This window comes from Nitrosospira sp. TNL200 (genome assembly GCF_055386305.1).
The window spans coordinates 3,189,561-3,215,580 of the sequence record NZ_AP041003.1; the positions used below are offsets into that span (position 1 = coordinate 3,189,561).

Genomic DNA, 26,020 nt, shown 5'->3' on the forward strand with positions numbered 1-26,020 from the left:
ATGAGCCCCGGAATGGCCAGACTTGCGATACAACCAAACAACGAGATTCGAAAAGTACGACACGTGCCCATCATCGGTTTCCCATAGCAGGACATGATGTCCAACTGTGCCTGAGCACGTCCCTGCTCCCGGCATCAACTTCCTGTCTCTCTATTTTAGCTTTCTCTCTTCATTTGCCGGTTCGCCGGTTCGTGCAGGGTTAGCGGCAACCTTCCATCTTGTAGATGAAATAGCCGTCCTTATTGATGGCTTCGGCAACATTATTGGGCGCACCCTGGCTGTGACAGAAATTACATTCCCTGCTGGTTACGACCGCATCCCCTTCTCCGATCGATGAAAGCCACTGTTTGGCGTATTCGATCGCTTTTTTATCATCCCTGACCGAAGTGAATACATCGAAGTGCATCGTGTGACCATCCTTGGCTTTAACATAAGTGTCATATACATGAATTTCCATCACTGCTCCTCTTAAGTAGCGGCCCGGGGAATCCCCAATTGCCTTGATGCATCAACAATTGTCTCCAACCGGAGACAGCTCAGCACATAGACTATCACGGCGGCAAGAAAAGTGAAATGCGAAGACATGAACAAGATGCGGCCGCGATAGCCAGTGAAAAATATCGGGGTTCGTGCAGTCCCGATAGCCGCCCCGGCGCCGGTTAAACTCAATAGTCCAACCTTACTATGTTTGTCACACAACGGTCATAAAACTGCAATGAAATAGACATTTTACCGCCGTATTCTCGAACGGATTTTCAAATAGACGAGAGGCGATTATGGTTTTTAGAGCATCCAGGATTGCCCTGGCAGTGGCGGCCGCGCTGGGCGCCGGCGCATCATCCACAGCAATCGCCATCGATCTGTACGTCGACACGAAGACCGAACAAATCTATGCAAAACCCGGTCCTGGCCGCGTACACATGGGTTCCTTCGTGAGAGAGGACATCCCGGCCAAAACCACGGACAGGGCAGCCTCCAGAGCCCCGGTTGTGGCGGTGGACAGGAAATCAGGCACCGCTGAAGGTGGAGTGGAAAGTGCTGTCGAGCCAACAGAGGGGGTGGATCTGGCGGCGATGCGAAAGGATATGGAGCTAAAAGCCAAAATGCGGGAAGCGCGCCTCGTCAGCGAGATCGCCTCGCTTGACGAGCGGGTCAAGGATGCTGAGAAGGTCCACACTGACTTTACCGAAGGCGCTCCCCATTTTTCCAGCAAGGACGGCAATTTCACATTTGCAGTGAATGGAAGAATTCAAGCTGCGTCGCAATACAATTTCCTCAATGATGTATTGCCGGCCACCGGCAGCAATCTACCCAATGAACTCAATAGCGGGGCGTCTATACGCCGAGCTCGTCTTGGCGTCGAAGGTACCTTTTTCAAGATCTGGGATTATAAATTCGAATATGACTTTACTCGAGGCAATGGCGCGGTAGCGGCCGGGGTTACCGACGCTTTCATACGCATGAACCTCAACAAACCTTTTTCCGTAAAGATCGGCTCATTCAAGGAGCCTTTCAGCCTGGAGGAAGCTGCCAGCAACCGCTTCCTCACGTTTATCGAACGCCACATGGCAGTTGCTTCCTTTATTGACAACCCCAATACATACAAGACGGGCATAGGAGCCAATTATGCAGTGCCGCGTTTTCAATTCGGCATTGCATTTCAAACTGAGCCGGTCGGTCCCTGGTCTGCCGCCTCCTCTTCGGTTAACGCCGCTGGTAACAATCCCCGCAATAATGGGTCTGGTGATTCCGGATGGGAGGGAATCGGCCGGATCACGGGAAGACCGTGGATGGAAAGCGAAACCAAGTTTGCGCATATCGGGATTTCGGCCGGGCATACCGTTGTCAATACCCAATACCAGGCCAATGGCACGATCAACGTCGGACCCAACCAGACGGGAGGAGGAGGCGGTATGGCGTTCTTCGCCTTCCCCGGAACCAACGTCGACCGTACCAATGTGCTGAATACCGGCAACCTGAGCATTGGGAACCGGGGCGCGCCGGGCTCCCGGCGGATAGACAGCTACGACCGCTTTGGCGCGGAAGGCTGGCTGGTGCATGGGCCATTTTCGGTTCAGACAGAGTATCTGCGAACCAACATAAATGGCCAGGGCTATGATGGAGAACACTTTACCGGCTACTACGGCTTTGCCAGCTACTTCTTAACCGGGGAATCCAAAGCGTATCATGTCAGGAATGGCGCGGCCAACCGCATAAAACCGAAGCAGAATTTCCAGTGGAGCGGCCCAGGGTGGGGAGCGTGGGAAATCGCCGGCGGCTATGATTACCTCAATTTGAACAGCGGGGTGATCAGAGGCGGAAAGATGGATATGGTCAGGTTTGCCCTGAACTGGTATCCCCATACCCATGTGAAAATACAAAATAATATTACCTATGTTCTGAATGTGGATACGAGCGGGTCGCCAATCCCTCGCACCGCAGCCTTCAATAACGCCGACCTCGCCTCTTTCCTGACACAGGTCCAGGTGGATTGGTAAAATCGAGATGGGATAAGGCGCCGACGAAGATCGTAGCCGGAACTACGATGCCAGGGAGCACAACGCCATTTGTTCAGGGGTTCCCTAAGGCCGGGATCAAATTTTCAAGTCCTGATTGTTCTCAATTCAAGCCCGGGGTTCCGAATGGCGCCGGGAATCTGAATTGATCCATAATCCTAAATCCGGCAGTTGACCGCTCATTTTAGTTTAGAACCATGATTCACCGAGACTTTTCGCGATACTCAACGTTCACCTATATGGTGAGTTCGCTACAGGGCAGATTGTGCGGTTTTTACGGCACATGGCTGCGTTGCAACTCCTTGGAATGGAATGGCCATTCCGCGTCGCAGCACCTTGCCCTGCACTCCAAAAACCGCACACTCCACCCCGTCCAACTGCCGGATTTAGGATAATACCCGGTTCACCTCAGCGAGAATTCCGCATAGCTGACGGATTTCTTGCCGTCCGCTTCCGCCTCGACTTTTGGTTCCAGTACAAACACGCGATCGCCTGGAACACCTCCCTGCCCGACCAGCCAGTCGCGCGCGGCGACGGCCCGGCGCTCGGCAAGATCCCGCATCTCGCTGTCGCCGGCACTAATGTTAGCCAGCATCAATTGCTCCATCTCCGGCACGGGCAGGCTCTTGTTCAGGCCCACCACGTTTTTTGGTTTGGCAAACTTTTCTTCTTTATAGGCAAGCGTCAGGTACTTTTCGTATTCCTCAGGCTTGAGCTCGATATCATCCACCGAACCGGTTTCCACTCCCTTTTTCACGCTTTCCAGCAGTTTCTGGGTTTTGACCTTGCGCTCGAGTATGGCGCGCTTCAAGGCTTCAGGGTCATTCTCCGGATCGGCTCTTCCCGTGATTTCGAGCTTGAGGGCCGGCCGGTCTATCAAGGCCTTGGATAACGTCTGAAGGCGTTTTTCGGCTTCGGGCGAGATCTTTGCATCGCCCGGCAAAAAATCTACTTGCGACAACTCTTCACCACCACCCAGCAATGAACCAAGCAGGGCGAAGGGCGCAGTCGCCGCCTTGGTAAGCAGATTAAGCAGGACTTTGACAATCAGCCCCCCGATGCTGAACTGGGGATCGTTGATGGAGCCGCTGATCGGTAAATGGACGTCGATTTCACCCCGTCGGTTGGTCAGCAATGACAAGGCGAGGTTTACCGGAATCGATAGCGCATCCGGACTTTCAACCTTTTCCCCCAAGGTCAACTGGTCGAGAAAAACATTGTTCTCAGCCGTCAATTCTCCTTTTTCGACGTGGTAATGTATATCGACCGACAGCTTGCCTTTCTCGATGGCATAACCGATGTACTTGCCGGAATAAGGACTGAAGGTAGGCATATCGATGCCCTTCGCCGATGCGGTGATGTCGAGATAGACTTCTTTCCCCATGGTATCGACCTTGCCATCGATTTTCAGGGGAGCAGTTTTGTCCACCATCCCGCGAATATCTATTTCCCCCGGTTTTTTGGGATCCAGCGGACCCACACGTCCGGCAAGACCGGTCAGGTTTGCCCGATAATTGGGCTTGATGAATCGATCATTGAAGTTGACATTGCCCCCCTGCAGCACGACGCGGCCTATGCGAACCGGCTGGGGTTTGCCCGCCTGCTGGGGGGGAGGCGGAGAAGAGGCCCCAGCGGCGACAGGTGGCGTGGCAGCAGCGGTTTTTTCCCCAGACATCGCCGGCGCCGCCGATGCAGTCCCTGGCGATGATGCATCCTTGTCCTGCTTGACGATATCTTTCAGGTTGAGCTGCCCCTCGGGAGTGAGGACGACAAACGCAAAGAAATCGGCAATCGCGACCGAATTGATATCCACTCGCAGCGGCTCGTTAACAAACTCGATGCCACTGACATCAAGACTTCGCCAGCGCAGAAGATCCGATGCGCTAACCTTGTCGATGACATTGAAATTGGTAAACCGGCTCTCGCCATTCACCGCCACCTTCAAAGGCGTTCCATCCGCTTTGACCTTGCCCTTGAAGGAGGCGGCCCCTCGCGTCAGCAAGACATTCAATCGATCGCCAGCCCAGCCTTGCAACGAAACAAGCTCGAGCTCCTTTGCGTTGATGGCGAGATCGACAGCCAGCGGCGCCCAACCCAGCGTACCCTCTGTTTCGAGACTGCCTTTTTTATTCACCGCTGCCTTTAGAATCAGGTTGAGCGGGGTGGCGCCAGCGAGGTCGATATCGCTGACGGTTAGATCCAGCGGATCGACCACCATGGGAGCAACCCCCGCCAACGTCGCATCCTCGTAGCGTAAAGCCGCCCCCGCCAGCTTCACGCTGTGGAGCCGTGTCGTCCATGGCTTGCCGGCCTCCGCTTTTGCGGGAATCGTCTCCGTATTGGCGGGGGCGGCCTCCGGCTCTGCCGGTGTTTTAGTCTTGGCCTGCGATGGCGCGAAAAGTTTGGCAATGTCGATCCGTCCATCCTTTTCGCGGCGCATCGATGCCTTGAATCCATCGAGCGTTACCGTACCGATAGTGGCGCTGCGCTGCCCCGGATCAACCGTGATTTCATCCACCCCCAGCTTTGGCAAATGGAGCACCGGTTCCGATTCGGTTTCGCGTACCAATGCGAGATCGCTCAGCGTCAATCCCGCGCGCGAAGCCTTCTGGCTACTCAAATTGACTTCAGTCAACTTGACGTCGAGCCGATCGAGTTTCGCGGTATAAGGCACTTCCACCGCCCCGTTTTCTACTTGCAGTCCACGTAATGCAGTACTGCCTGTCAGAACCATCCCAGGCGGTTCCCCATCGGCCTGGGTAAAGACCAGGGACAGGTCGCTATCGAAGCGCCCGGAACGCAGCCGGATGCCCACGGGAATAGGCGAATACTCGTCTATCCGCATCAGGTCGATATCGTTTAACTTGAGCTCGAGCGTGGCTTCCCGATTCCGGGTAAAGGGACGCACCTTGCCGTTGAGATCAAGCGCCGCACCGTTCACCTTGGCGCTGAAATGCGGTTCCACCCAGGTTTCCTGGTCATTTTCGAAGTTGGCGACGAAGGGCACTCCGAGACGAATGTCGGAAATCTCCTGTTGGCTCTTTTTGAGCCGGTCGAGGAATTCGAAACGGCCGCCGGAAATCGTAATGTTGCTCACGGAAAACAGGGATTTGGTCCCGTCGTCCGGTTTCTCGGGACGGTTCATGAGTTCTTCCACCAGATCGGTGATGTTGAAGCGCTGCTCGCCTTCGCGTACCAGGCGGATAGCCGGCTCTTTTATCGACAGGACGCTGATCACCGGTGCGCGCTTGAAAATGGATGCGCTGCTCAAATCAGTATACAGCTCGCCGACGGAGAACAATGCCTTGCCGGCATCCGCGCTGTCTGGCCTTTCGCCTATGCGAAACCCGCGGATGGTCAGTTCCAGGGTAAAGGGTTGAATTTCGATTGCCTGAACGGTGACGGGCCGGTGCAACGTCTCCGACAGCAATGTTTCCACTTTGCCTTTTGCATATCCCGGCAGCCAGAAATAGCCAAGCAGGCCAAACAGGGCAATGACTATGGCAAGAATGCCGAGCGCGGCAAGCAGACGCTGGCGGGTATTCATTCGGCGGAAAAATGATGCCAGAGACATGATCTCGATTTAACTCCTGCCGTGATTTCGAAATGATGTTACAACTCAGTGCCGCATGGCGAGGATTTTATCGCGATAGCCGGCGACTTTTTATGACTTCATTCTGACTTCAGACTCTACGCTCAGCATCAGGGCTGGTCAATATGGAGATGGGATTCCCGTAAATCAGCCGGCGCGCCGATGGCGCGACGGAGGAACGAATTTGAAGGTAACGGCCACCAGGATCGCAAACATCACATAAAGCACGGTCAGTACTCCTTCGGGAACATCATAAAAAAGAATATGATGCAGCCAGCGCTGGATGAAGCTGGTATCTGCCGGCGTACGCCGCAGCGAATCCTCCAGCAGGGTGAGAGGGCATACCATGCCGGCGAGCGATTCGAGAGATACAAACAGGATAGCGCCGAGATGAACCAGCCTGAACCGGATATTGCGCACGAAGCGCCATCCCAGCCGTGCCCCGATCCAGATAGCCGGCACGCTTCCCACGACGAATAGCACGAACAGAAAATGGATGATGAGTATGATATCGGCGAGAAGCATGAGGTCACACGATCTCGTCCCCTATATTCGCAGGGGAGGGAAAATCGGGCTCCAGTTGCGGCGAATTAGTCCGATATAAGGGAAAAGGCGACAACGCCTTTCAGCCGAAATCGGCTTTCACGGAAGGGATTTTTCCGCAAAAAGTGGAAAAGAATATCCATATTCTATTCAGTTATTTCTGGATGCATCAAGTTGCCGGTATAGTTTGCCCGCAACGAGCGGGTAAATATATATGAAAATTCGCAATCTGGACCTGACACAAAACCCGATCAACGCGGAACATCAGGAACTGGGGCTTCCACCTGTCGAGGAACCCGTGTCCCACCCCGGAACCCATCCGCTGCTGCATGCCGCAATGTGGTTTGCCGGCCTTGTTCTGATTGTCCTGGTCCTGTTTCTCGCCGCCCGTTTCTTTCTATCGAATAACTGGTCTGGCAGTTGGCAGATCATTGGGGAAACGATCAGCGGAAAAGTGTTCTGGAGCGCAGTTCTGGTAGGATTTCTTGCCCAGGTGGTGGATGGCGCACTGGGTATGGCCTATGGGGTCACCGCTACCACCTTTTTGCTGGCAACAGGCGCCAGCCCTGGTGTGGCCAGCGCCAGCGTGCATATTGCGGAGATTTTCACGACAGGCGTATCCGGCATCTCCCACGCCAAGTTCGGCAACGTCAACAAGGATCTGTTTGTCAGGTTGCTTGTGCCGGGCATCCTGGGGGGCATACTGGGCGCCATTCTGGTGACGCAGGTCGACGGCGCCGCATTCAAACCCTATATCTCCGCTTATCTTTTAATGCTGGGAATTTACATCCTCAGCAAAGCGTTCCGCCCGCTGCGCCTTCGGAAAAATGCCCCCAAACATGTCGGAAAGCTCGCGCTGTTTGGCGGATTCGTCGATGCGGCAGGAGGCGGGGGCTGGGGACCGGTGGTGACTTCGACCCTCGTCGGTTCGGGTAACGATCCCCGCACCACGATCGGCTCGGTAAATTTCGCCGAGTTCTTCCTGACGCTTGCAGGCGCGACGGTTTTTACCCTGCTGATGGAAACCAATACGTGGCCCATCATCGTGGGACTGGTCTTCGGCGGTTTGTTCGCGGCACCCTTTGCCGCGGTGCTGTGCAAGAAATTGCATGCCAAAACCTTGCTCATACTGGTAGGAACCCTCATCACCCTCATCAGCCTCTACAATCTATACCGCGCCATCGGCACATAGATATCCTCTGATTTATTCCGCCGTTTTATTCCTTCCGCATTAAACCCTTTCCACATCACATGGATCGCGTTTCCCTCACGCCCGGCGGTATGTCCAAAGTTTGAATCCTCCCATTCCTTGATATGGCCGAGCCATTGCGAGAAAATGGGTTCTCAGCCTTACATTCCTTTTCAGGTTTAACCCTTTCTCCAGCGGGAGCAGGATCGGTCATTATGCAAGTCATCATGTTCCCCGTCCTTCTGGCGTCCCCGCTGCTCATATCGCTGACAGCCACCCATGTAAATGCCGCCAGTTTTCCTGCTCAGGATAACTCCGCCGGCGACACCGGCAAACATTCCTGTCCCAAAAAACTGTCGGGGAACGAGCCCGATAGCATGCCACTGCCTCCTGGCGCACTCGCCAGGCTTGATGCGCGTGGCGGATTCGGGTACGGGATTTTCAGCGGGACCCTTCATAATGCCAATGCCGAATATACTGTGACGCAAGTAACCGTGCTTGTTACGCGAGGAGGAAAGCTGATCCCTGCCAGTTCCGAAACCGGCCGCGAGTACGATTTGCCTCTGGCAGTGAAGCCCAACAGCACGGGCTCGCTTTCCATGCTATTGCCGTCCGACCATACGCGGGAATATTCGTGGAAGATCACGAAGGCGTGCGGATATAGAGTGAAATAATTCACGCATGGGAACAAGTCGATTTCAAGTCTAAAACTCTGACCATTCCTAATCCCCAAAACCAGCGGCCGCATGGGTTGCCGTTGAGTCTTTAGGAAATAAAGCTATGAAAAGAATTGTGATTGGCATCATGCCTCAGGAAAAAATCCGGGAACGCATGCTGGCGATAGCAAAAGGCGCGTACAAATCCAGGCCAGGTGAACCGAAGGTTTGGTTTGCCTCGATGAAATCGCTTGCCGAGGTCTTGAGTGATGAAAATCGTGCCTTGCTTGCTGTTATCCAAAAATCTCAACCCGAATCGATTGCCGGTCTTGCAGCGATTACCGGACGAAAGCCAGGCAATCTTTCCCGTACTCTGAAGACCATGTCCCATTATGGAATTGTGGAAATGCGGCGCGAGAACCGGCGTGTGCGCCCCATCGTCAACGCCACCGAGTTCCAAATATTGACCGCTCAATAAATTGGAGCTTAATTGTCCAGTGTGTCTGCTTGGAAGAATTGCTCGAGCATAGTATGAAGAAGGGAAGTGACTGCATCACAGTACACCCAGATTGGAGTAGAACCGCAGCAATGAACGGCAAATATCACGCTTCCATCAATACGTCATGGCCGCGCATGGCCGAGAGGCTCGACCGCCTGGATCAGAAGGCAGTACGTCTTCGATGAGTTGGGCCAGGGGTTACGCTGATACCATGGGTACCAGCGTTCCGTCTTCATACTCCATTACCATGGTCGATACGAAGAGCGGGGCTTCCGGCAGTTCCAGCCGAAATTTCTGGTACTCGCCGTTTACGTTGCGAGCCTGTTCGGGAATCGACTGCGCCAGCGTTTCGATCAACGGGCCGAACAGGTATTCGTGGTAATGCGGGTCGCTGATCATCGATGCTTGTGCCGCCTCCTTAATCTCGCCAAATTCGGCGTGCTGGATGGTGAAATTCGCAGGCACTTTATGCCAACTGGCAGAGAGAAAATCGGTTACCGCGAGTTGGCGAAGCAATGCTAGCTTCTCGCTATCGGTCCCCTGCATGACATAGGTCTTGCCGGCCAGGCGCAGTATGGTGCCGTATTCATCGGAATAGGCCCAGAGATTGATAACCACTTCGGGGTTTTCCAACGGGTGCGCGGCTACATAGCGATGCTTCATTGGATACTCCTGTCTGCAATTCGAATCCTCGTACGACTAAAGACCGAGGCTCAGCTTGGATAAAGGAAAGCGTTGCTGACACGGCGGTGCGCACCTGAATCACGTATACACCCCTGCATTCCGCTCAGGGTAGCTTTCATACACATGCTCGAACACTGCCGAGCACTTCTGGTTGTACAATTCCGGGGTATAGGCGCGCGGCAGGCCGGAGTCGAGTGTATCTTCAATGGTCAGCTTGAGTTGCGAGCGTGCCGTTGATTTCTGCCGCCAGTTGAGAACGAGCAGCCCCTTCAGCTTCGTCAACAAGTCCCGCGCGACCTTCTTTACCTCGGCGCGTTCCTCGCCGGACAGCTCAGGTGCAGGTCGAGTCAGGATGTCAAAAATGACCAACTCCTCTTCGGACATATTTTCGCGCACATGCCGTTGCTGCTCGTCGTTCAGACTATTGCTCAGCTTCAGCAGTTCGTTGTACAGCGCCTCGATGGTCGCACTGCCGGCATTGTAGCCTTCGATCAATGCTTCGAACTTCTCGGCGAAATCGGCACGGGTACGGTTCAACTGGATCATCTTTTCCAGTTGGGAACGGATCGCTGCCTTGAGCACTTCGAGGTCGGTGTTTTTGTGCCTGGATTTCTCGAAGCGTCTGGCCAATGCCTCGAAGTTGATCCTGGAAAGGTCGAGCGCTGGCGGGCCCTGCTGGCGGATTTCGTGGCCGGTGATCGACTCGTCGAGCAGGCGGTTGATCTGCCCCATCACCTGGGAGATATTGGGCTGGTTCGGGTTCAGTTTGGCGCGGATGGCATCGGCGAGCGCGGAGAGGCAGGCGACTTTGCCCGCGAATTCCAATGCTGAAGGATCAGGCTTCACGGCGCGGTAGAGTGTGCTCACCAGCCGCTCATGGGCAAAGAAGTCGCGACGCAGCGGGTCCGGCGAGATCAGTGCGTTCATGCCGTCCTCGATGCGCGACAGGCGCTCCATACCACCGTTTGGCGTGGCCTCGATGTCGGCCAATATCACGCCATGAGCGGCGCAGAAGGCAGTCGCATCCGCCACCGACTCGCGCAGTTCCTCCACCAGTTGCTGCTTGTTCCTGACCGGGCTTTTCCCGTCCTTGCCTGCCCCGTAGATCGCCAGCGCCTTTTCCAGCGAGACGAAGACATTGGCGTAATCGACGATCACGCCGCTGTGCTTGCCGGGGAAGACGCGGTTGGCGCGGGCAATGGTCTGCATCAGCGTGTGGTTGCGCATCGGCTTGTCGAGATACACCGTCGAGCAGCTCGGCGCGTCGAAACCAGTCAGCCACATGGCGCAGACAAAAACCAGGCGCAGCGGGTCATCCACATCCTTGAATTTCTCGTCCAGCCCCGGCTGCCCCGAGGAAAACGACAGATTCATGCGCTTGCGGTGCGGCTCGATGTCGAGGCCCAGCTTCTGCATCTGCTGGATCTCGTTCTGCCCCGGCGAAACGATCACCGCCATGTCAGTGCTGGTCAGCACCTCCAGCCGCTGTCTCAGTTCGGCCATGCGCAGGTCGCGTCGCGCCTGCTCGGGCATCATGCCATGTCCGGCCGGGTGAGGCCGGTAATGCAGTTCGCCCAGTTCCTTCTGCGCCCGCGCCGTTTCCGCTGCCCAATGCGCTTTCACCTTGTCGTGCATGCGCAGCGCGGTGGCCTTGTCGATCGACACTACCATCGCCTTGCCGATAAATCCGCGTCCCAGGAAGTGACGCACAATATCCTGAGCCACGGTTTCCAGCCGGTCGTCGCGGGTGATGAGGTGGTATTGCCGCCCCAGTGCCTTCTCCAGCTTGGCTTCCTGCTCGGCGTCGAGTTCGGCATCCTCGATCACGCGGTAAATGTCATCGTTCAGGTCGGGATTGACGAGCTGCAATTCCGGCGTGCGGTTCTCATAGAATAGCGGCACGGTGGCCCCGTCTTCGACCGACTGCTGAAAGTCGTAGATGGAGACGTAGTCGCCGAAGACTTCCCTGGTGCGTTCTTCCCCCGCAATCAATGGCGTACCGGTAAAAGCCAGGAACAGCGCCCTGGGCAAGGCGGCGCGCATGTTCAGTGCCAGCGTATCGTACTGGCTGCGATGCGCTTCGTCGGTGAGCACGATTACATCCGAACGGCCGGAGAGTAGTTCCTGCGTCTGGAATTTGTGCACGAGCGTAAAGACATAGCGGTGATTTCCCCGCAACAGCTCGCGCAGGTGCGCGCCGCTGGCGGCGTGGCAGTCATCGCCTTCAGCCTCCGAAACCGCGCCTGTGGCCTTGAAGGTCCTGGCGATTTGATCATCCAGCTCGACGCGGTCGGTGACAATCACAAACGTCCAGTTGCCCGCAAGCTTGCGAAGCACCTTCTGCGCGAAAAACACCATCGAAAAGCTCTTGCCGCTGCCCTGGGTCTGCCAGAACACGCCGCCGCGCCCGTGGCCCAGCTTGCGGGCTTCGAGCATCGAGGCGATGGCGTTGTTGACGCCGAGGAACTGGTGATTCTGGCCGAGAATCTTGACCAAATCCGCCTTGTGTTCAGAGAACAGCGTGAAGTTCTCGACCAGGTCGAGCAGGCGGGTGGGGTCGCAAGTGCCGCGCAGCATCACTTCCAGTGACACGCGGCGCGGCTCATCTTCGCGCTCGATGCGCTTCCATTCGACCCAGCGCCCCCAGTCGGCGGTAAGCGAGCCGACGCGGCTGTCGGTGCCGTTGCTGGCAATGAGCAGCGCATTGCTCCAGAACAGCGCCGGAATCTGCTGCCTGTAGTGCGTGAGGTTCTCGTCAAAGGCGGCCCGTGCCGGCACGCCGGGCTTCTTGAGTTCGATCACCACCCAGGGCAGGCCATTGACGAAGCCGACCAGGTCGGGCCGACAGGTATAAAGGCTGCCGACGATGCTCAACTGGCTGATCAGCAGAAAGTCGTTGTTCTCCGGGTGCTCCCAATCCACCACGCGCAGGCGTTCGATCTTCTGGCCGCCGTGTTTGCTGTCGGGAACCGACACCGTGATGCCTTCCTTGAGCAGCCGATAGACCTCGCGGTTGGCGGCCTCCAGGCTCATCGCCGAGCGGTCGCGGGCGAGTTCATCAACGGCATTACTAAGCGCTTCCGGCGGCAGCGAGGGGTTGAATTTGCAAAGCGCCGCACGCAGGCGCTCCACCAGCACCACCTCGCCCCTGGTCTCGCGCCCGAGTGTGGCAACTGAGTTGCCGCCCACTCCGAAAGTTTCTTCCTGCGTCGACATCGTCTTCCAACCCAGCGAGGCAAGCAGGTTGATGGCGGGTTGCTCGACGAGCTGGTCTTCGGAGTAGGCGTGGGCGCTCATGCTTCAGGCAGCCTCGACCTTGATCTGACCAGAAAGCAGGCGCGGCAGCAGGAGGTCGCGAGTGCGGCGAAGGTTTCGAATTGCTTTTCTGTGCGTCTCCTGTGCTACCAACATTGGCTGAATTAGTGAGGCGAATCGCTGCGCAGTTACTTGGTCAGCGATAACAACTTCCTTGGCGGTAAGTGGTATCCAATGTCGTTTGTATTCCTGAGTCTGTACCAGGCTGGACACGGCGTAGAAAACATAGGCAGTCGGCATTTTTTGACTCGCCAAGAAAGGTACGACATTAGGCCCAACGGAAAATGGTTCGATTAGAAGCTGCATTTTGCAAGTATGGTCACCAAAGATCGCCATTGGCAATGCTGGAGACGCTTGATGGTCTGGTGCGTTGTCATGAAAGCCAAGTAGCTCGTTCGTGGATTGGTCGATAACCGGAACGAGGCCTTCCGGGTTCAAATCGGCCTCACGATACATTGTACCGGCGGGTCGCCTGAGGAGAATATCCTTAACTGTCTTCACCTCCCACCCCTGCGGAATCTCACCTAGGGAGGAAGCGACGCGGGGATGGTTTTTGTGGCCGGGGAAGCGGAAGTGGACGAACCACTCACGGTAGAGGGCGCGGGCCATCGACTCCAGAATCTTGATCCGCCGCTGGCAGTTCTCAATGAGTTCATCGTAGGCCGACAGGAGGCCCGCGATGCGTTGCTGGACGGGGAGCGGGGGAAATCTCACTGGCACACTGCGGAGAATTCCAGTGTTCAGATTGGGCATCGTTGCACCAACCGCTTGATTTGTTATCCAGTCCACCACGTCGTCTTGTCGGAGGTAATAGTGGAGAAAAAATGGATCAAGAATTTCGTCACCAAGGCTCAGACGTAGGCAACCTGTACCGCACATCCAGCCTGCCTGCTCCGGTCTAACGAGCGCTTGGCGACCTATATCTCCACGTCGCCCATAGACGATGTCTCCACTGCGCAGCTTGTGCCGATACAAGCGTTCGACGTGCTCAGACGAAACGCGTGCAACAGTGTCAACGGCTATTCGCCCTTCTATAATGTCTTTCGGCATCACGACGGGAATTCCAACCGTCGAATAGTCTGACTGATGGAGTTGCGATCCAAACGGGCCGGTTTGAATGATCCCCTTTACTTCGTCGCATACTTCACCAAGGGTGGTTTCTCTCCAGCTTCCCATCATCATGCGCTCAAAATCCCCGCCACATTCACGGCGATCGTCTGCTCCAGTTCCCGCGCCTGGGCGTTCAGCGACTCCAGTTCCTCATTCAGGGTTTCGAGCTGCTCCTTGAAGTCCTCGTCGCTGACATCTTCACCCGCCGCAACGCCAACGTAGCGTCCAGGGTTGAGCGACCAGCCCTGGGCTTCGATGTCGGCGAGCGTCGCGGCCTTGCATAATCCGGGCACGTCACGATAGGCCGACGTGTCACCAAAGACTTCCCTGAGCTTGGCTGTCGTCTCGCCAGTACCGACTCTTGTGTCGAGCGCCTCGCCGCGATAGAGGCGCACCAGGTTGGCGACGAAACCGATCTGCGCCGGCGTCCAGTCGCGGTGCGCGCGGTCGATTTGCCGGTAGATGTGGCGGGCGTCGATGAAAAGCACGGTGTCGGCGCGCTTGGTCTTGGCTTTGCCTTTGTCGAGGAACCACAGCGTGCAGGGCAGCGTCACGGTGTAGAACATGTTGGGGCCGACGGCGACCATCACATCCACCGCCCGCGCTTCGATCAGCTTCCGCCGCAGTTCCTGCTCGGAGGAGCGGGCATCCGACGCGGAATTGGCCATGACGAAGCCGGCGCGGCCTGTTGAGTTGAGCGCCGAATAGAAGAGCTGAATCCACAAGTAGTTGGCGTTGCCGGTGCGCGGCAGGCCGAAGGGAAAGCGACGGGCATTACCGTAAATATCATGACCGACCATGTCCTTCAACCGTTCCTTGTCCACCGCGTTGACGTTGAAGGGCGGATTGGCGAGGACGAAGTCGAACTGCCCGGTGGCGGCGTGCGGGTCGTCGTAGTAGCTGTTGACGTTGCCGCCGTGGCGGATGTCGCCCTCCAGCCCATGCACGGCGAGGTTGAGGCGGCACAGGCGGCCGGTTTCGTCGGTCTTTTCCACGCCGCAGATGGCGAGTTCGGCAGCGGGATTCTTCTGGTGCTCGGCGACGAAGCGCGCCGACTGCACGAACATGCCGCCGGAGCCGCAGGCGGGGTCGAGAATACGGCCGTGGAAGGGTTCGACCACCTCAGTCAGCAGCCTGACGATGCTGCCCGGCGTATAGAACTCGCCACCCTTCTGCCCTTCGGTACGGGCGAACTGGCCCAGGAAATATTCATAGATGCGGCCGAAGGTGTCGAAATCGACGCTGGCCGGAATTTCGGACACCTTCTTCAGCAGCTCCTTGAGCAGGGTGCTGGTGAACAGGTTGTAGGTCTTGGGCAGCACCCCGGCGAGCTGCGGGTTGTGCTTCTCGATCTCGCGCATCGCGCCATTGACCCTGGCGCCGATATCGGCAGTCTCGGGCAATGTCAGCAGATAATCGAAGCGCGCTTCGGGGACGAGGTAGAGGACGCCTTCGGCGTGGTAGGCGGCAGGTTCATCGACCCGGTTGCCGCGTCGTGATGATGCGCCGGCAGCTTCAGCCTGCTGCGCTGGAGAGTGAAGCGGACTTCGGCAAAGCGCAGGAAGATGAGGCCGAGAATGGGGCCGGAATATTCCTGCGCCTTGAGACCGGAATTGGCGCGGAACTGGTCCGCGGCATCCCACAAGCGCTTTTCGAGCGAGATGGAAGCGGAGTCCTTTTCGGTAGGGGCTATCCAACGCATCGTCAAACACTCATGCTGCGGTTGATCCGGTAGCCGAGCGAGGTCTGGTTAATCAAGCGGCCGAAGAGCGAGGCCGGCAAGGTGGAAATAAAGCGGGTAGGGACGGCCGCAAGGCTATTTCCGTCTTTATTAAAATAGCGGTTACACGGTTACAAACCGGCTATATTTCTCCCGCTATCAAAAATGAGTTACAGGAATATCTCTCTTGACTGCTTGATTTTCTGGTAGGCCGTGGCAGATTCGAACTGCCGACCAACGGATTAAAAGTCCGCTGCTCTACCGGCTGAGCTAACGGCCCAAGAGGATACCCGGAGGGACACGCATTATACCGGCTCATCCCCCGATATCAAAGTCATTCCGATCAGGTATTTCCCGCCATCGCATTGCTCCAAAGCAGGTTTAGCCCCAGAATCCCGAATTTAATCGACTGCTGATGGGCGTTCAGTTTGAATACAGATGCCATTGTGATAGGGGGAGGAATCGCCGGGCTGGCGGCGGCCCACCGGCTGCTGCAATCGGAGATGGCGGTAACCATACTGGAGCGCGGCCATTGCGGACGCGAAGCGTCATGGGCGGGTGCCGGCATACTCTCGCCGCTGCTGCCCTGGAATTATACCGAACCGGTAACCCGCCTCACGCAGTTAAGCAACAAGCTCTATCCCGGATTCATCGAAACGCTACGGCAACAGACCGGGATCGATCCCGAATACCAGGCCAGTGGCATGCTGGTGCTGCCCGATTCTTCCACGCTGCCGCCAGAACATGACGAAGCCCGCTATCAGCGCGACAGCGCTGAAGCCTGGTGCGCGCGCCACGCGCTTGCCCTGCAAAGGGTGCGCTCTCATGAAATTGCGCCAGCGCTCGCGTGCAACGAAGAAGCGCTCTGGCTGCCCGAAACCAGCCAGGTGCGCAATCCCCGCCTGCTGCAAGCGCTCATCGCATCCATCACGCGCTCGGACGGCGCCGCCATCATCGAAAATACGGAGGTGACGGACTGGAAGGTGGAGCGTGGACGGGTTCGGTCGATACGCACCAGCGGCGGCGATGAATACAGCGCGGCCTGCTACATCGTCACCGCTGGCGCCTGGAGCCGCCAGCTTCTGCGGGAATATGGATCGAAGCTCGAAATCCGGCCGGTGCGCGGACAGATTCTGCTGTTCAAGCTGCCGCCCGGCATGCTTTCGCCTATCGTGCTGCGGGAGCGGGAGGATTTTTACCTGATACCGCGCCGGGACGGTCACATTCTCGCCGGCAGCACAGTGGAGGAGGCCGGCTTCAACAGGGAGGCTACCAGTGAAGCCAGGGAGGCGCTGCTGGCAAAAGCGCATGCGCTTCTGGCCGCCCTGGCGGAGGACACGCTGGCAAGTCACTGGGCAGGATTGCGTCCGGGCTCACCCGGTAATATTCCCGTCATCGATCGCCACCCGGATATCGGAAACCTTTATCTCAACAGCGGCCATTATCGCTATGGGGTGACCATGGCGCCCGGCAGCGCTCTTATTCTGGGCAACATGATACTTGGCCAGCCCCAGCCGCTGGATGTCATGCCATACAGATGGCCCGCGTGAACATCGTTGCTCTCTGCATCATTTCGATGCGGCCGCAGCGAGCACTACCACCGCAGGCTTCATCCTGCGGCTTTATCCTGCAGAGACAGGATGATACCATTGCACTACCTTAATAGAGAGCAAAGTAAAGGACAAAGGCATCATGGCTGGTCATAGCAAGTGGGCTAATATCAAGCACAAAAAAGCGGCGCAGGATGCGAAACGGGGGAAGATTTTCACCCGGCTCATCAAGGAAATTACCGTGGCTGCCCGGATGGGTGGCGGCGATCCCTACAGCAACCCCCGGTTGCGGCTGGCGGTGGACAAGGCCTACGAGCAAAACATGCCCAAGGACAACGTCGAACGGGCGATCAAGCGGGGCAGCGGAGACCTTGAAGGGGTGAATTATGAGGAAGTGCGCTACGAGGGCTACGGAATTGCCGGGGCGGCGGTGCTGGTCGACTGCATGACCGACAACCGGGTGCGGACGGTCGCGGATGTGCGCCACGCATTCACCAAGTATGGCGGCAATCTGGGGACCGATGGCTCGGTGGCCTTCCTGTTCAAGCATTGCGGCCAGTTGCTGTTTCCCCCGGGAACGGATGAAAACAAATTGATGGAGGCAGCGCTGGAAGCAGGCGCGGAGGACATCGTCACCAATAACGACAAAAGCATTGAAGTGATTACGGCACCATATGAGTTTGTCGAAATCAGGGCTGCGCTGGACAAGGCCGGCTTCAAGGCGGAATTGGGCGAAGTAACAATGAAACCGGCTAGCGAAACGCTCCTCGCGGGAGACGAAGCGGCAAAAATGCAAAAATTGCTGGATGCGCTGGAAAATATAGACGATGTGCAAGAGGTTTACACTACCGCGGTAATCGATGAATAGCTTTTTCGGGACACCCGAAACAGGAAAGATGGGAAAGACGAGAAGGGCAGGAAAATCCGCATCCTTGGCATAGACCCTGGCCTGCGCATCACCGGCTTCGGAGTCATCGAAATCAACGGCGGCAAGCTGACATACATCAGCAGCGGATGCATCAAGACCGTGGATGGCGAGTTGCCGCTGCGCCTGAAATCCATCATGGATCACCTGAACGAGGTGATTACCGAACATCGCCCCGACCAGGTCGCCGTGGAGCAGGTATTCGTCAATGTCAATCCGAAATCCACGCTCATGCTGGGGCAGGCGCGCGGCGCCGCGGTTTGCACCGCTGTCCTGAACAATCTCGTTGTCGCCGAATATACGGCGCTGCAGATCAAGCAGGCGGTGGTGGGCAGGGGCCATGCAAGAAAGGAACAGGTGCAGGAAATGGTCAGAAGGCTATTGCAGCTTGCCGGAAACCCCAGCGCGGATGCCGCGGATGCGCTTGCCTGCGCCATCTGCCACGCTCACGGGGGACTGGGGCTGGGCGGGATTTCCACCGCTGGCTACCGCATGAAGCGGGGACGGCTGGTATGATCGGCAGGATTACCGGCAAGCTTCTGGAAAAACTCCCGCCGCTGGTCCTGATCGACGTGCAGGGGGTGGGGTACGAGGTGGACGTGCCGATGAGCACCTTCTACAACCTGCCCGCCGTCGGTGCGCAGGTGATGCTGCATACCCATCTGGTGGTGCGCGAGGATGCGCATCTGCTTTTCGGGTTTGCAACCGATGCAGAGCGGCAGGCCTTTCGCCAACTTGTGAAAATCTCCGGAGTAGGGGCAAGAACCGCTCTTGCTCTATTGTCCGGCTTGAGCGTTTCGGACCTGCACCATGCGGTGACTTCCCAGGATAGCGCGCGCCTCGTCAGAATCCCGGGCATAGGAAAAAAAACAGCGGAGCGCCTGCTGCTGGAATTGCGCGACAAGCTCAACCTGCCGCTGACCGGCATAGCGAACGCTGCGGGTGCCACGCCGGATGCAAGAGGCGGCAGCGATGTGCTGAATGCGCTGTTGTCCCTGGGGTATAATGACCGGGAGGCAAACTGGGCTGTCAGGCAACTCGCCCCCGATATTGCGGTATCCGACGGCATCCGCCAGGCGTTGAAGCTTCTGTCCAGGGACAAGGTGGACAAATAAGAACCATGCAAACAGGCAAACAGGCTGAGAAACAGTCAAAAGTTCCCGCTCATTTGCTTGCGACCCGCCGCTCCTTGCTTTTGTACGTTTGCACGTTTGCATATTGGCACGTACCGTCATGCTGTCATAGGAGAGTGGCGCATTACTGAATGATTGAAACCGATCGATTAATCACCTCCACGCCAGTTTCTTTCAAGGAAGAAGAGCTGGAGCGTGCCTTGCGTCCCCAGCACCTGGACGAATATGTCGGCCAGGAAAAAATTCGCGGCCAGCTGCAGATCTTCATTGAAGCCGCACGGCGCCGAAGGGAAGCGCTGGATCATGTGCTGCTGTTCGGTCCGCCCGGTTTGGGCAAGACGACGCTCGCCCACATCATAGCCCGCGAGATGGGTGTCAGCCTGCGCCATACCTCCGGGCCGGTATTGGAGCGCCCGGGCGACCTGGCCGCGCTGCTGACCAACCTCGAACCCAACGATGTCCTGTTCATAGACGAGATCCATCGCCTGTCCCCCGTGGTGGAGGAGATTCTTTACCCGGCGCTGGAGGACTATCAGCTGGATATCATGATAGGCGAAGGCCCGGCTGCGCGCTCGGTCAAGCTCGATCTGCCGCCGTTCACCCTGGTGGGGGCTACCACGCGCGCGGGAATGCTCACCAATCCGTTGCGGGATCGCTTCGGCATCATCTCGCGGCTCGAATTCTATTCGGTGGAAGAGCTGACCCGGATCGTTACCCGATCCGCCGGCCTGTTGAATGCGGAAATCAGCCCGGACGGGGCAATGGAGATTGCCCGCCGCTCTCGCGGCACTCCCCGCATAGTCAACCGCCTGCTGCGGCGGGTGCGGGATTTCGCCGAAGTCAAAGCCGATGGGCGCATCACCCGTCCTGTAGCGGATGATGCACTCATCATGCTGGATGTGGATATACTCGGCCTCGATGTAATGGACAGAAAGCTGCTGCTTGCGGTACTGGAAAAATTCGGCGGCGGCCCCGTAGGCGTGGATAATCTTGCCGCAGCCATCAGCGAGGAGCGAGGAACCATCGAAGACGTGCTGGAACCCTACCTGATCCAGCAGGGTTACCTGAAACGCACGCCGCGCGGGCGAATGGCAACCTCCGTCAGTTATCAGCATTTTGGCCTGCCGCTTCCAAAAAACGGCCTCGGCGGACTGAACGCGGACCTGAGCCGGGAATTATGGGAAGAAAGCCACTGAAACCACTGAGACTCCGATATCCGGCATGCCAACCCAGGGAAGCGCTTCCCTGATTAGCCCTTCGTAATCGAAAACATTAAAAATAATAAAAATGGATTCGCCCAGCTCTCCCCCCGGCACAATTTTTACGCTGCCCGTACGGGTGTATTATCAGGACACCGATGCGGGTGGAGTGGTTTATCATTCAACCTATCTCGATTTCCTGGAGCGTGCGCGCTACGAGTGGTTGCGGGAGCTGGGGTTTGATATTCATTCCCTGATTCAAACTTACAAGGTAATTTTCATGATACGTTCGCTCGATATTGAATACTTCAAACCAGCCGTGCTGGACGATCTGCTGCATGTCTCGGTCCAGCCTGTCGAATTGGGCAGAAGCCGGATAGCGTTCGCGCAGCAAGTGCTGCGGGACTCCATCGTACTTGCCCGCGCAACAGTCCATGCAGTTTGCGTGGGGACGGAAAGCCTCAAGCCCGCCAGCTTTCCCGTGCCGCTGCGCCACCAGATCGGCCATGCCATTGGAAAGCATCCATGAACGCGACCATCATACAGGACTTGTCCCTGTTCCACCTCATCGGCAGCGCAAGCCTGCCGGTGCAGCTGGTGATGCTGCTGCTGCTGCTGACATCCTTTCTGTCGTGGTGGTATATCTTTCGCAAGCTGTTCGTGATCAGGCAGGCGATACGGCAGAGCGACGAGTTTGAAAACATTTTCTGGAAGGGGCCGGATCTCAACGCGCTGTATCAAAGCGCTGCCGCTTCCCGCCATACGGCGGGAAGCATGGAACGAATTTTTGAAGCGGGTTTCCGGGAATTCATCAAGCACAAACGCCAGCCGGGCATGGATATCAGCACGGTGATGGACGGCACCCGCCGGGCCATGCGCGCGACATACCAGCGCGAGATGGACAACCTCGAATCGCATCTTTCCTTTCTTGCCACGGTGGGGTCGGTCAGTCCTTATATCGGGTTGTTCGGGACCGTATGGGGGATCATGAATTCTTTCCGCGGCCTCTCCAACGTGAACCAGGCCACCATTGCCCACGTCGCGCCGGGAATTGCCGAGGCGTTGATCGCCACCGCCATGGGGCTGTTCGCGGCAATACCGGCGGTGATTGCCTATAACCGCTACGCCAACAGCATAGACCGCCTGGCCACGCGCTTCGAAAGCTTCATGGAGGAATTGTCCAACGTACTGCAGCGCCAGGCGACCGGATGAAAATGAAGATGATTTCACTGGAAGGATATTCCCTGGATAGTCAAAGCGATGAAAGCAGGGAAGGGCGCCATGGCTGAGCGACGCGCCAAACGCCGCCTGATAAACGAAATCAACGTCGTTCCCTATATCGACGTCATGCTGGTGCTGCTCGTGATCTTCATGATAACCGCACCGCTGATCACCCCCGGCCAGATTGAATTGCCGCAGATCGGCAAGTCCCTGGCGCCGCCGGTAGCACCGCTCGAAATCGTGATCAAGGCAAACGGCAGCCTCACGTTGCATGACCGTTCCGGCACGGAGGGCGAACAAAAGATCGACCGCAAGGAGCTGGTCGAGGCGATCAAGCGCAAACAGTCGCAAAATGCGGAACAGCCGGTCGTCATTGCGGCGGACAAGGATGTGAAATATGAGGAAGTAATAAACGTGATGGATGTACTGCAACAGCAGCAGGTGAAGAAGGTAGGGCTGCTGGCCAGACCAAAATAAAGGCGCACGCCTCATATGAAGACAAAATGAGAGCCGCTGCGCTGCGAGATCCTTCGCATGTCGAACCAGGATTGGTGCCGGCTGGCATCCTGGCGGTGCTGGTGCATTTGCTTTTCCTGGGGTTTCTGATCTTCGGTTTTAACTGGAGGACTTATCCGCCCGAAAATATGATGGTCGATTTATGGAGCAGCCTGCCTCCGCCCCCCCAGCCTGCTCCGCGCCCTCAGCCCGCTCCGCCTCCCCGGCCCGTTCCGCCTGTCCAGCCGCCTGCCAAACCCGTGCCGCCGCCGCCCGCGCCCAAGCCGGCTGAACCGCCGCCCCAGGTAAAAGAGGCTCCCCCGCCTCCGCCGCCTCCAAAACCGGAGATCGCGGTCGAGGAAAAAATCGAGAAACCCAAGCCGGTGGAAAAGAAGTCCCCGGAAACCAGGCAGTTCGCGGAGAAAGATCAGAAGGAGCGGATAGAGAAGGAGCTCAGGGCGCAAAAGGAAAAGGAAGAGAAAGAGCTGAAAGCGAAGGAGCAGCAAGCAAGAGTAGCCGCCGAGGTAGAGCGGCTGAGGCGGGAAGAGGAAGCAGAGGAAAAGCTGCAGGCGCAGGCAGCCGCCCAGTCGCGGCTGTCCAGCGAGATAGCCGAATACAAGGCCAGGATTCTCGCCAAGATCAAGAGAAACATCATCATGCCGCCTGATCTGCCGGGGAATCCCGTTGCGGAATTTGATGTGACCCTGCTTCCGGGCGGGGATATTCTCGATGCGAGATTACGCAGTAGCAGCGGCCATGCTGGTTTCGACGAGGCCGTGGAGCGGGCGATTTTTTTGTCCAAACCCCTGCCCGTACCGCCCGATCCCGCGTTGTTTCCGAAATTCCGCAACTTGAACCTGAGGGTGCATTATCGTGAATGACTGTTATAATCTCCAGTATATTCTGCGAAATTTGCCGAGAATTATGTCCATGTGGATTCATCCGCGCCGCTTTCCCCAAGCTCTTGCCCTGCTCTTCTGGCTGATCAGTTCGTCCCCCTTGCAGGCTGCGCTCGATATCGAGATTTTTGGAGGAGGCGCAACGCAGATTCCTATCGCCATCGTTCCTTTCGCCGCGGAAGAAAAGCTGGCGCAAGGCGTTACTCCGGTTGTGGCCGCCGATTTGCAGCGCAGCGGCCTGTTCCGGCTGGTCGATACCACCGGCCTGACGCCGCACGAGCCTACCCAGGTGTCGTACCCGGACTGGATCGGCCGCGGTGCCGGTGCGCTGGTTATCGGCAGCACTGTCGCCCTTCCCGGTGGACAAGTGGCCATACGCATCACCCTGCTGGACGTGGCAAGGCAGGCGCGACTGGCCAGCTATAGCGAAACGGTGCCTGCCGGGCAATTGCGGGCGGCGGCCCACCGCATCGCCGATATGATCTATGAAAAGCTGACCGGCGACGTGGGCGTGTTCAGCACCCGCATAGCCTATATTGTGAAGCAGGGAAAGAAATATGCGCTTCAGGTGGCAGACGCGGATGGCTTCAATGCCCAGTCCGTAATCGAATACACCGAGCCGATCATCTCTCCCTCATGGTCGCCGGACGGAACACAACTCGCCTATGTATCTTTCGAGAACAGGAAGCCCGTGGTCTATGTGCAAACACTTGCCACGCGCACGCGCAAGGCAGTTGCCAACTTCAGGGGCAGCAACAGCGCCCCCGCATGGTCGCCCGACGGGAAAAAACTTGCTGTCGTGCTTTCTCTGATGGGAGGTTCGCAGATCTTTCTCGTCAATAGCGACGGGGGAGGCCTGCAAAGACTTACCCAGAGTCCCGGAATCGATACGGAACCCAGTTTTTCTCCGGATGGGAAACATATCATTTTTACATCCGACCGCGGCGGCACGCCGCAGATCTATCGCATGCCGGTATCCGGGCAGACTTCCCGCACGGCGGAGCGCCTCACTTTCGAGGGCAGCTATAACGTGAGCCCGCATTACAGCCCCGACGGCAAACGCTTCACCTTCATCCATCGCAGTGGCGGCAGATTCAACGTCGCGATACAGGATCTGGCAACCAACCAGGTGCAACTGCTTACCGATTCGCAATTTGACGAATCGCCCAGTTATGCCCCCAACGGCAAAATGATCCTTTATGCAACTGAAGTAGGGGGCCGTGGTATATTATCAGCTGTATCAAGTGACGGCAGAACGAGACAACAACTTTCTACCCAGACGGGCGATGTAAGGGAACCCGCGTGGGGGCCTTTGCCAAAACTGCGATAAATCCGGATACTTTTTTTGCCAACATTCTAAAGGAACAAACATGAAGAAATTCCTTGGCGTGCTATTGATCAGTTTATTGTCGGCATGCGCCAGCCAGACCACCAAGCCATCCGCCGAGGTAGAAGACAAATCGGTCGGTGCCGCGCCCGCAGAAAGCGGCAGCAGCAGTGCGGGAACAACAACGTCTCCCTCTCTCAATCCTCTGACCGATCCGAATAATATCCTGTCCAGGCGCAGCGTTTATTTTGATTTCGACAGCTACGTCGTGAAAGACGAATACAGATCCCTGGTTGTGGCCCATGCCCAATATTTGCGCGACAATTCCAACGCCAGGGTACTATTGCAGGGCAACACCGACGAACGCGGCAGCCGCGAGTATAACCTCGCCCTGGGGCAGCGCCGGGCCGATGCCGTGAAGCATGCCTTGACGTTGTCCGGCGCGCGGGAAACACAGATCGAGTCCGTGAGCCTGGGCGAGGAAAAACCCAGGGCAACCGGCCACGATGAGTCTTCCTGGGCCGAAAACCGGCGTGCAGATATACGCTATCAGGGCGAGTAAGCCATGCAATTGCGTGCTTTCTGGTTGGTGCTGGTGGTTGGCAGTAGCGCAAGCTACGCCGGCATGTTCGATGACGAGGAAGCGCGCAGACTGATCGCCGCCCAGCAACAGGTGATCACGGAAATGCGAAACCAGGCGCAGGCCCTGGAAGCGCGCACGGTAAAAGTGGAAGGCGCGCTCGCCGACCAACCCGCGCTGGAACTGCAAAATCAGATTGAAGGCCTTCGCGTCGATCTGAACAGGCTGCAGGGCCAGATCGAAGTGCTGAGCAATGAAAACGATTCCATCCAGAAACGGCAGAAGGATTTTTATATCGATCTGGATACCCGGCTGAGGCGGATGGAGCGTCGGGAGGAGCCTGTGGCATCCGGATCTGCGGCTTCGCCTCACTATGCAAGCGAAGCCGCCGGCACTTCCGAACCGGATGAGGTTCCGGAGGCGCAGACGCCCGCCCCTTCTGCGGCAGCGCCGATATCCATTCCCCCGGCTTCCGATGGCGGTGACAGCCGCGCCTATGACGCTGCATATGATTTATTCAAGATAGGCAAATATAAGGAAGCCATTTCCCATTTCAACCAGTTTATAAAAAACTATCCCGGGTCCAGCTTCGCTCCCAGCGCCCATTACTGGATCGGCAATTCCTATTATGCCCTGCGTGACTTCAGGAGCGCTATCAGCACGCAGGAAAAACTGATCAAAATCTTTCCCGACAGCTCCAAGGCTCCGGATGCCATGCTCAACATTGCCAGCAGCCAGCAGGAAATGAATAACAAGGCGGGGGCAAAAAAAACTCTGGATGCGCTCATTGCCCGATATCCGGGCAGCGACGCGGCGGGAAGAGCCAGGCAGCGGCTAGCCAACAGAAGATAGCCGAGATAATCGAGG

General features: G+C 57.1%; 24 protein-coding genes, 1 tRNA gene and 1 pseudogene. 16 read left to right on the top strand and 10 right to left on the bottom strand.

Annotated features, from left to right (window positions below; translation table 11 throughout):
* Nucleotides 1–199: 199 nt before the first annotated feature.
* The gene (locus ACZ5CE_RS14410; RefSeq protein WP_464575588.1) at nucleotides 200–457 is read right to left on the bottom strand and encodes a DUF2024 family protein; all 258 of its coding nucleotides are present in this window, start codon (nucleotides 455–457) and stop codon (nucleotides 200–202) included.
* Between the two features lie 319 nt (nucleotides 458–776).
* Here ACZ5CE_RS14410 and ACZ5CE_RS14415 point away from each other — a divergent pair, with 319 nt between their 5' ends.
* Complete coding sequence (locus ACZ5CE_RS14415; RefSeq protein ID WP_464575589.1) at nucleotides 777–2,498, top strand: OprO/OprP family phosphate-selective porin; 1,722 nt, start codon at nucleotides 777–779, stop codon at nucleotides 2,496–2,498.
* A 421-nt stretch (nucleotides 2,499–2,919) separates the two neighbouring features.
* Here ACZ5CE_RS14415 and ACZ5CE_RS14420 read toward each other — a convergent pair whose 3' ends face one another.
* The gene (locus ACZ5CE_RS14420) at nucleotides 2,920–6,090 is read right to left on the bottom strand and encodes a DUF748 domain-containing protein (protein WP_464575590.1); all 3,171 of its coding nucleotides are present in this window, start codon (nucleotides 6,088–6,090) and stop codon (nucleotides 2,920–2,922) included.
* A 165-nt stretch (nucleotides 6,091–6,255) separates the two neighbouring features.
* Nucleotides 6,256–6,633 (bottom strand): DUF2784 domain-containing protein, encoded by a 378-nt coding sequence (locus ACZ5CE_RS14425; RefSeq protein ID WP_464575591.1) that lies wholly within the window; start codon nucleotides 6,631–6,633, stop codon nucleotides 6,256–6,258.
* A 232-nt stretch (nucleotides 6,634–6,865) separates the two neighbouring features.
* On the opposite strand from ACZ5CE_RS14425, the gene ACZ5CE_RS14430 reads away from it, so the two are divergent.
* The 3 genes from ACZ5CE_RS14430 (at nucleotide 6,866) to ACZ5CE_RS14440 (ending at nucleotide 8,974) form a co-directional block, all read left to right on the top strand.
* Nucleotides 6,866–7,843, top strand: coding sequence for a sulfite exporter TauE/SafE family protein (locus ACZ5CE_RS14430; protein WP_464575592.1), 978 nt, complete (start codon nucleotides 6,866–6,868; stop codon nucleotides 7,841–7,843).
* Nucleotides 7,844–8,055: 212 nt separating this feature from the next.
* Nucleotides 8,056–8,514 carry a hypothetical protein gene (locus tag ACZ5CE_RS14435; protein ID WP_464575593.1) on the top strand — a complete coding sequence of 153 codons (459 nt, stop codon included), beginning with the start codon at nucleotides 8,056–8,058 and terminating at the stop codon, nucleotides 8,512–8,514.
* Between the two features lie 106 nt (nucleotides 8,515–8,620).
* Entirely contained in the window at nucleotides 8,621–8,974 is a 354-nt protein-coding gene (locus ACZ5CE_RS14440; protein WP_464575594.1) for an HVO_A0114 family putative DNA-binding protein, read from the top strand.
* A 219-nt stretch (nucleotides 8,975–9,193) separates the two neighbouring features.
* Here the strand turns inward: ACZ5CE_RS14440 and ACZ5CE_RS14445 are convergent, their stop codons facing one another.
* The 7 genes and pseudogenes from ACZ5CE_RS14445 to ACZ5CE_RS14475 all read right to left on the bottom strand — a co-directional run bounded on the left by ACZ5CE_RS14445 (nucleotide 9,194) and on the right by ACZ5CE_RS14475 (nucleotide 16,104).
* Nucleotides 9,194–9,658, bottom strand: coding sequence for a hypothetical protein (locus tag ACZ5CE_RS14445; protein ID WP_464575595.1), 465 nt, complete (start codon nucleotides 9,656–9,658; stop codon nucleotides 9,194–9,196).
* Between the two features lie 99 nt (nucleotides 9,659–9,757).
* Entirely contained in the window at nucleotides 9,758–12,976 is a 3,219-nt protein-coding gene (locus tag ACZ5CE_RS14450; RefSeq protein WP_464575596.1) for a type I restriction endonuclease subunit R, read from the bottom strand.
* Between the two features lie 3 nt (nucleotides 12,977–12,979).
* Nucleotides 12,980–14,176, bottom strand: a complete 1,197-nt coding sequence (locus tag ACZ5CE_RS14455) for a restriction endonuclease subunit S (protein ID WP_464575597.1) — start codon at nucleotides 14,174–14,176, stop codon at nucleotides 12,980–12,982.
* Nucleotides 14,173–15,426 carry an HsdM family class I SAM-dependent methyltransferase gene (locus ACZ5CE_RS14460; protein WP_464577539.1) on the bottom strand — a complete coding sequence of 418 codons (1,254 nt, stop codon included), beginning with the start codon at nucleotides 15,424–15,426 and terminating at the stop codon, nucleotides 14,173–14,175. The genes ACZ5CE_RS14455 and ACZ5CE_RS14460 overlap by 4 nt, the downstream gene beginning before the upstream one ends.
* Nucleotides 15,427–15,522: pseudogene (locus ACZ5CE_RS14465) on the bottom strand (hypothetical protein); the annotation flags it as partial. It lies immediately after the preceding gene.
* Nucleotides 15,510–15,806, bottom strand: a complete 297-nt coding sequence (locus ACZ5CE_RS14470) for a type I restriction-modification system subunit M N-terminal domain-containing protein (RefSeq protein WP_464575598.1) — start codon at nucleotides 15,804–15,806, stop codon at nucleotides 15,510–15,512. The pseudogene ACZ5CE_RS14465 and the gene ACZ5CE_RS14470, both read right to left, overlap by 13 nt.
* Nucleotides 15,807–16,028: 222 nt before the next feature.
* Nucleotides 16,029–16,104: transfer RNA gene (locus ACZ5CE_RS14475), tRNA-Lys, on the bottom strand.
* A gap of 148 nt (nucleotides 16,105–16,252) precedes the next feature.
* Between ACZ5CE_RS14475 and thiO the strand changes: the two genes are divergently transcribed.
* The 12 genes from thiO to ybgF all read left to right on the top strand — a co-directional run bounded on the left by thiO (nucleotide 16,253) and on the right by ybgF (nucleotide 26,005).
* Nucleotides 16,253–17,374 (top strand): glycine oxidase ThiO, encoded by a 1,122-nt coding sequence (gene thiO / locus ACZ5CE_RS14480; protein ID WP_464575599.1) that lies wholly within the window; start codon nucleotides 16,253–16,255, stop codon nucleotides 17,372–17,374.
* Between the two features lie 142 nt (nucleotides 17,375–17,516).
* Entirely contained in the window at nucleotides 17,517–18,242 is a 726-nt protein-coding gene (locus ACZ5CE_RS14485) for a YebC/PmpR family DNA-binding transcriptional regulator (RefSeq protein ID WP_464575600.1), read from the top strand.
* 54 nt (nucleotides 18,243–18,296) lie between these two features.
* On the top strand, nucleotides 18,297–18,815 hold the full coding sequence (gene ruvC, locus ACZ5CE_RS14490) for a crossover junction endodeoxyribonuclease RuvC (protein ID WP_464577541.1): 519 nt from the start codon (nucleotides 18,297–18,299) through the stop codon (nucleotides 18,813–18,815).
* The gene (gene ruvA, locus ACZ5CE_RS14495; protein ID WP_464575601.1) at nucleotides 18,812–19,414 is read left to right on the top strand and encodes a Holliday junction branch migration protein RuvA; all 603 of its coding nucleotides are present in this window, start codon (nucleotides 18,812–18,814) and stop codon (nucleotides 19,412–19,414) included. The genes ruvC and ruvA overlap by 4 nt, the downstream gene beginning before the upstream one ends.
* 149 nt (nucleotides 19,415–19,563) lie before the next feature.
* Nucleotides 19,564–20,628, top strand: coding sequence for a Holliday junction branch migration DNA helicase RuvB (gene ruvB, locus ACZ5CE_RS14500; protein WP_464575602.1), 1,065 nt, complete (start codon nucleotides 19,564–19,566; stop codon nucleotides 20,626–20,628).
* Between the two features lie 91 nt (nucleotides 20,629–20,719).
* The gene (gene ybgC, locus ACZ5CE_RS14505) at nucleotides 20,720–21,160 is read left to right on the top strand and encodes a tol-pal system-associated acyl-CoA thioesterase (protein ID WP_464575603.1); all 441 of its coding nucleotides are present in this window, start codon (nucleotides 20,720–20,722) and stop codon (nucleotides 21,158–21,160) included.
* Nucleotides 21,157–21,843 carry a protein TolQ gene (gene tolQ / locus ACZ5CE_RS14510; RefSeq protein WP_464575604.1) on the top strand — a complete coding sequence of 229 codons (687 nt, stop codon included), beginning with the start codon at nucleotides 21,157–21,159 and terminating at the stop codon, nucleotides 21,841–21,843. Before ybgC ends, tolQ begins: the two co-directional genes overlap by 4 nt.
* A gap of 69 nt (nucleotides 21,844–21,912) precedes the next feature.
* Nucleotides 21,913–22,329 (top strand): protein TolR, encoded by a 417-nt coding sequence (gene tolR / locus ACZ5CE_RS14515; protein WP_464577543.1) that lies wholly within the window; start codon nucleotides 21,913–21,915, stop codon nucleotides 22,327–22,329.
* 26 nt (nucleotides 22,330–22,355) lie between these two features.
* Nucleotides 22,356–23,228, top strand: a complete 873-nt coding sequence (locus ACZ5CE_RS14520; protein WP_464575605.1) for an energy transducer TonB — start codon at nucleotides 22,356–22,358, stop codon at nucleotides 23,226–23,228.
* A 49-nt stretch (nucleotides 23,229–23,277) separates the two neighbouring features.
* Nucleotides 23,278–24,576, top strand: coding sequence for a Tol-Pal system beta propeller repeat protein TolB (gene tolB, locus ACZ5CE_RS14525; protein ID WP_464575607.1), 1,299 nt, complete (start codon nucleotides 23,278–23,280; stop codon nucleotides 24,574–24,576).
* Nucleotides 24,577–24,616: 40 nt separating this feature from the next.
* Nucleotides 24,617–25,135: a peptidoglycan-associated lipoprotein Pal gene (gene pal / locus ACZ5CE_RS14530; protein WP_464575608.1), complete on the top strand. Its 519-nt coding sequence runs from the start codon at nucleotides 24,617–24,619 to the stop codon at nucleotides 25,133–25,135.
* 3 nt (nucleotides 25,136–25,138) lie between these two features.
* Nucleotides 25,139–26,005, top strand: a complete 867-nt coding sequence (gene ybgF / locus ACZ5CE_RS14535) for a tol-pal system protein YbgF (protein WP_464575609.1) — start codon at nucleotides 25,139–25,141, stop codon at nucleotides 26,003–26,005.
* The last annotated feature ends 15 nt before the right edge of the window (nucleotides 26,006–26,020 follow it).

Excerpts from the sequence above, each read along its gene's own strand:
- ACZ5CE_RS14410 (WP_464575588.1), bottom strand. The coding sequence starts at position 457 with ATGGAAATTCATGTATATGACACTTATGTTAAAGCCAAGGATGGTCAC.
- ACZ5CE_RS14415 (WP_464575589.1), top strand. The coding sequence starts at position 777 with ATGGTTTTTAGAGCATCCAGGATTGCCCTGGCAGTGGCGGCCGCGCTG.
- ACZ5CE_RS14420 (WP_464575590.1), bottom strand. The coding sequence starts at position 6,090 with ATGTCTCTGGCATCATTTTTCCGCCGAATGAATACCCGCCAGCGTCTG.
- ACZ5CE_RS14425 (WP_464575591.1), bottom strand. The coding sequence starts at position 6,633 with ATGCTTCTCGCCGATATCATACTCATCATCCATTTTCTGTTCGTGCTA.
- ACZ5CE_RS14430 (WP_464575592.1), top strand. The coding sequence starts at position 6,866 with ATGAAAATTCGCAATCTGGACCTGACACAAAACCCGATCAACGCGGAA.
- ACZ5CE_RS14435 (WP_464575593.1), top strand. The coding sequence starts at position 8,056 with ATGCAAGTCATCATGTTCCCCGTCCTTCTGGCGTCCCCGCTGCTCATA.
- ACZ5CE_RS14440 (WP_464575594.1), top strand. The coding sequence starts at position 8,621 with ATGAAAAGAATTGTGATTGGCATCATGCCTCAGGAAAAAATCCGGGAA.
- ACZ5CE_RS14445 (WP_464575595.1), bottom strand. The coding sequence starts at position 9,658 with ATGAAGCATCGCTATGTAGCCGCGCACCCGTTGGAAAACCCCGAAGTG.
- ACZ5CE_RS14450 (WP_464575596.1), bottom strand. The coding sequence starts at position 12,976 with ATGAGCGCCCACGCCTACTCCGAAGACCAGCTCGTCGAGCAACCCGCC.
- ACZ5CE_RS14455 (WP_464575597.1), bottom strand. The coding sequence starts at position 14,176 with ATGATGATGGGAAGCTGGAGAGAAACCACCCTTGGTGAAGTATGCGAC.
- ACZ5CE_RS14470 (WP_464575598.1), bottom strand. The coding sequence starts at position 15,806 with ATGCGTTGGATAGCCCCTACCGAAAAGGACTCCGCTTCCATCTCGCTC.
- ACZ5CE_RS14485 (WP_464575600.1), top strand. The coding sequence starts at position 17,517 with ATGGCTGGTCATAGCAAGTGGGCTAATATCAAGCACAAAAAAGCGGCG.
- ruvA (WP_464575601.1), top strand. The coding sequence starts at position 18,812 with ATGATCGGCAGGATTACCGGCAAGCTTCTGGAAAAACTCCCGCCGCTG.
- ruvB (WP_464575602.1), top strand. The coding sequence starts at position 19,564 with ATGATTGAAACCGATCGATTAATCACCTCCACGCCAGTTTCTTTCAAG.
- ybgC (WP_464575603.1), top strand. The coding sequence starts at position 20,720 with ATGGATTCGCCCAGCTCTCCCCCCGGCACAATTTTTACGCTGCCCGTA.
- tolQ (WP_464575604.1), top strand. The coding sequence starts at position 21,157 with ATGAACGCGACCATCATACAGGACTTGTCCCTGTTCCACCTCATCGGC.
- tolR (WP_464577543.1), top strand. The coding sequence starts at position 21,913 with ATGGCTGAGCGACGCGCCAAACGCCGCCTGATAAACGAAATCAACGTC.
- ACZ5CE_RS14520 (WP_464575605.1), top strand. The coding sequence starts at position 22,356 with ATGAGAGCCGCTGCGCTGCGAGATCCTTCGCATGTCGAACCAGGATTG.
- tolB (WP_464575607.1), top strand. The coding sequence starts at position 23,278 with ATGTGGATTCATCCGCGCCGCTTTCCCCAAGCTCTTGCCCTGCTCTTC.
- pal (WP_464575608.1), top strand. The coding sequence starts at position 24,617 with ATGAAGAAATTCCTTGGCGTGCTATTGATCAGTTTATTGTCGGCATGC.
- ybgF (WP_464575609.1), top strand. The coding sequence starts at position 25,139 with ATGCAATTGCGTGCTTTCTGGTTGGTGCTGGTGGTTGGCAGTAGCGCA.